The sequence below is a fragment of the Nonomuraea pusilla genome, from assembly GCF_900109355.1.
Lineage (GTDB): Bacteria > Actinomycetota > Actinomycetes > Streptosporangiales > Streptosporangiaceae > Nonomuraea > Nonomuraea pusilla.
The window spans coordinates 1-2,898 of record NZ_FOBF01000052.1 but is presented as its reverse complement, the minus strand read 5'-3'; the positions used below and the strand labels follow the sequence as shown (position 1 = coordinate 2,898).

General features: G+C 68.7%; 6 protein-coding genes. All 6 read left to right on the top strand.

Translation table 11 applies throughout. From position 1 onward, the window contains the following. Nucleotides 1–334, top strand: a 334-nt coding sequence (locus BMX74_RS42450; protein WP_218154275.1) for a hypothetical protein, incomplete at its 5' end; no start/stop codon positions are given. After that, the gene (locus BMX74_RS42445) at nucleotides 331–591 is read left to right on the top strand and encodes a hypothetical protein (RefSeq protein WP_177227763.1); all 261 of its coding nucleotides are present in this window, start codon (nucleotides 331–333) and stop codon (nucleotides 589–591) included. The genes BMX74_RS42450 and BMX74_RS42445, both read left to right, overlap by 4 nt. Further along, entirely contained in the window at nucleotides 591–1,268 is a 678-nt protein-coding gene (locus BMX74_RS42440; protein WP_091106129.1) for a hypothetical protein, read from the top strand. Before BMX74_RS42445 ends, BMX74_RS42440 begins: the two co-directional genes overlap by 1 nt. Then, nucleotides 1,255–1,860: a hypothetical protein gene (locus BMX74_RS42435; RefSeq protein ID WP_091106128.1), complete on the top strand. Its 606-nt coding sequence runs from the start codon at nucleotides 1,255–1,257 to the stop codon at nucleotides 1,858–1,860. Before BMX74_RS42440 ends, BMX74_RS42435 begins: the two co-directional genes overlap by 14 nt. Then, nucleotides 1,857–2,297: a hypothetical protein gene (locus BMX74_RS42430; RefSeq protein WP_091106126.1), complete on the top strand. Its 441-nt coding sequence runs from the start codon at nucleotides 1,857–1,859 to the stop codon at nucleotides 2,295–2,297. Before BMX74_RS42435 ends, BMX74_RS42430 begins: the two co-directional genes overlap by 4 nt. Beyond that, a complete protein-coding gene (locus tag BMX74_RS42425; protein ID WP_143078985.1) occupies nucleotides 2,294–2,797 on the top strand; it encodes an HNH endonuclease in 504 nt (167 codons plus the stop codon). The genes BMX74_RS42430 and BMX74_RS42425 overlap by 4 nt, the downstream gene beginning before the upstream one ends. Nucleotides 2,798–2,898 lie beyond the last annotated feature (101 nt).

Below are 2,898 nucleotides of genomic sequence, written 5' to 3'. Positions count from 1 at the left end.
AGGCGGTGACGGCATGAGGCGTGAGATCCACTCCAACTACAGGCTCGTCATCACCCCGGACATGTACCTGCGCGGCAAGCACGGCATCGCGCAGGTACTGCTCGACGAGATGGCCGCTGCCGTCCGCCGGCACGTCGACTATGTCGGCACCGTCGCGATCCAGTGGGACACCAAGGCGGTCTGCTCCCACTGCGGCGGCGAGTGGGAGACCGTCACCGCGGACGACCTCGCCAGCGGCGATTACGACGGGTTCGTGCTTGGCGAGCCGGTGTGCTGCGAGCAGGCGTCGGTCGAGTTCCGCGCAGGACTGAGCGAGACGGGCGGCGCGTCATGACGGGCCGCTGGATGACGCGCACCGCCGTGGCCCGGCGCCTCGGCAAGAGCGTGGACGAGATCGAGGCCCTGATCGCCTCGGGCGAGCTGCACCTGGAGTCGATCGCTGGCGACCACGAGGCCATCTCTGAGGCGTCCGTCGAGCGCTACCTGGCCGAGCACCCCAGCGAGGACCCGCTGCCGCTGTGGATCGAAGACGAGTACCGGCGACTCCAGGACCACGACGACACCCCCGACGACGAAGGAGACCACGCCTGATGGCGATCAACTCCGACTACAACGAGGTCGCCACACGAATCGTGGACGCCCGGAAGAAGTACCCGGAGGGGTCCTTCCAGCCGGTCGACCCGGCCAACCCATACAAGGTCGAGACCATCGACGACAAGACGTTCATCGTCTACACCGCGGCCTTCTACCGGAACGCCGACGACACGAAGCCGGGCATCGGCGTGGCCTGGGAGCCGTTTCCCGGCCTGACGAGCTTCACCCGCAACAGCGAGCTCCAGAACGCGGAGACCTCCGCGTGGGGGCGGGCTCTGATCGCTGCCCTTGCTGCCGACTCGAAGAAGGGCATCGCCACCTCGCTGGAGGTCCGCAACCGGGACGCTGAACGGCAGCAGTACGACGGCCCCAGGGACGGGCAGGGCTGGCCGAAGCAGCCAGAGCCAGGCGAACAGCTCGTCACCAAGGCGCTCCTGTCCCGCCTCGCCGCTCAGTTCGCGACGCTCGGCGTGGCCGGCCGTGACGAGGGCCTGATGACGATCGCGGCGCTGATCGGCGTGAAGGTGTCCTCCACGAAGGAGCTGACGAACGCGCAGGCGCAGCAGCTCATCGAGAAGCTCGAACCACTGGCCAAGTCGGAGGACCCGGCCGCGGCGCTCGCTACCGCGATCCGGCAGGCGATGGCGGGGGAGGCCGACGATGACGCCGCGTGAGGCCGCGTTCCGGGTTGCCGTGCTGAACGCCCTCGCCAAGAGGGTGAGCAAGGCTCTCGCGGACGCCCGGGCCGAGGCTGAACCGATGTTCGCTTCGGTCCGGGAGATGGGTGTCACCCAGCTTGAGGTGGCGCTGCCGTCCGGGGAGACGGTCGGCAAGGTGTCGATCAAGGCTGGCGAGGAGGCGGCCACGGTCGACGAGGACGCCCTGCTGAAGTGGGTGGAGGCGAACTGTCCGGAGGAGATCGAGCACAGCGTCTCCACTGCGGCTCTGTCGAAGCCGGACGTGGTCGCCTACGTCCGCAAGCTCCACCCGGAGCTGGTGACACCGCGGATCAGGCCCGCCTACCGGACAAAGCTCCTGGCTGGCCTGAGCGATGACGGCGAGCTGGTGAGCGAGACGACCGGCGAGGTCGTCAAGGTGCGCGAGGTCGTGAAGCGCCCCGCCAACGGCGCGTTCATGCTGACCTTCGACAAGGCGTCCAAGGGCAAGCTCAACGGGCGCGATCGTATCGCCGCGGCCTGGCAGTCCGGCGAGCTGTCGATCGCCGAGATGATCCGCCCCGCCATCGAGGCAGGTGAGCAGGGATGACTGACGTCTTCCAGCGCCGTGAGGGCGGGTTCGAGTTCATCTCCGAGGACGCCGTCCTGACCCCCGCCGACACCGACGTGTTCTTGAAGCGGCTGAACAACGAGCTGGCCCGTGCTCAGCTCAACGTGATGCGCGCCCGCGACGCCGAAGTTCAGGCAGAGAAGGCGTACATGGAGGCCCGCACCAAATACCTGTTCGACAGCGGCGAGGAGCCGCCCGAGGTAGGGCGCCGCGCCGGCCAGGTGTCGCAGAAGCAGGCCGACGAGTGGTTCGCCGTCCGCATCTCCGCCGAGTACTGGGCGTTGCGGGAGGCGAGGGTGGTCCGGACGAACGCCGTCGACTATGCGTGGCAGGTCAAGACGCAGGTCGAGCTGATGCGCTCGCTGAACGTCAACGCGAAGGCCCTGTACGACACCCCATCGGGCGGTGGCCGGTGAAGACACGCGTGCAGCCCTGCTGCAACCGGGAGACGTTCGCGAACGAGAGCGAGGCGCGCCGCCGGCTGGACAAGATGCACCAGCTCGGGCTGCGTAGCGTCCTGCCGATCGATGTGGAGCTGTGCCGCAACGGCTGGCACCTGAAGTTCCCCACCTCCGACACCGGCCCGTCGCCGAAGCTGCGGGCCCTGGTCGAGGCCAGGGACAAGACGTGCGTCCGCTGCGGCCGGCAGGTGCCTCGCGACGAGGACTCGATCCACCACCGGGTCCCTCGGGGCCGCGGCGGCGAGAACACCGCGGAGAACCTGCTGCTGCTGTGCGGCTCCGGCACGACGGGCTGCCACGGCTGGGTCGAGAGCAACCGGGCCGAGGCGTACAAGCTCGGCTACCTCGTGAAGACGGGCTTCGACCCGTTGGACGTGCCGGTTCTGCTGGTTGGCAAGGCGTGGGCCTACCCGACCCCTGATGGCAAGTGGGTCGTCTCGGGGGAGGCGACGTGACCGAGCTGGAGTGCCCCGGCCTGTACGAGGACGGCGAGTACTGCGGCATCTGCGGCTACTGCCTCGCCCTCCAGGAGCGCGCCCTCTACGGCTCGCCTTCC

What these genes read in the sequence shown, in the direction of transcription:
- BMX74_RS42445 (WP_177227763.1), top strand. Translation starts at nt 331, where the DNA reads ATGACGGGCCGCTGGATGACGCGCACCGCCGTGGCCCGGCGCCTCGGC.
- BMX74_RS42440 (WP_091106129.1), top strand. Translation starts at nt 591, where the DNA reads ATGGCGATCAACTCCGACTACAACGAGGTCGCCACACGAATCGTGGAC.
- BMX74_RS42435 (WP_091106128.1), top strand. Translation starts at nt 1,255, where the DNA reads ATGACGCCGCGTGAGGCCGCGTTCCGGGTTGCCGTGCTGAACGCCCTC.
- BMX74_RS42430 (WP_091106126.1), top strand. Translation starts at nt 1,857, where the DNA reads ATGACTGACGTCTTCCAGCGCCGTGAGGGCGGGTTCGAGTTCATCTCC.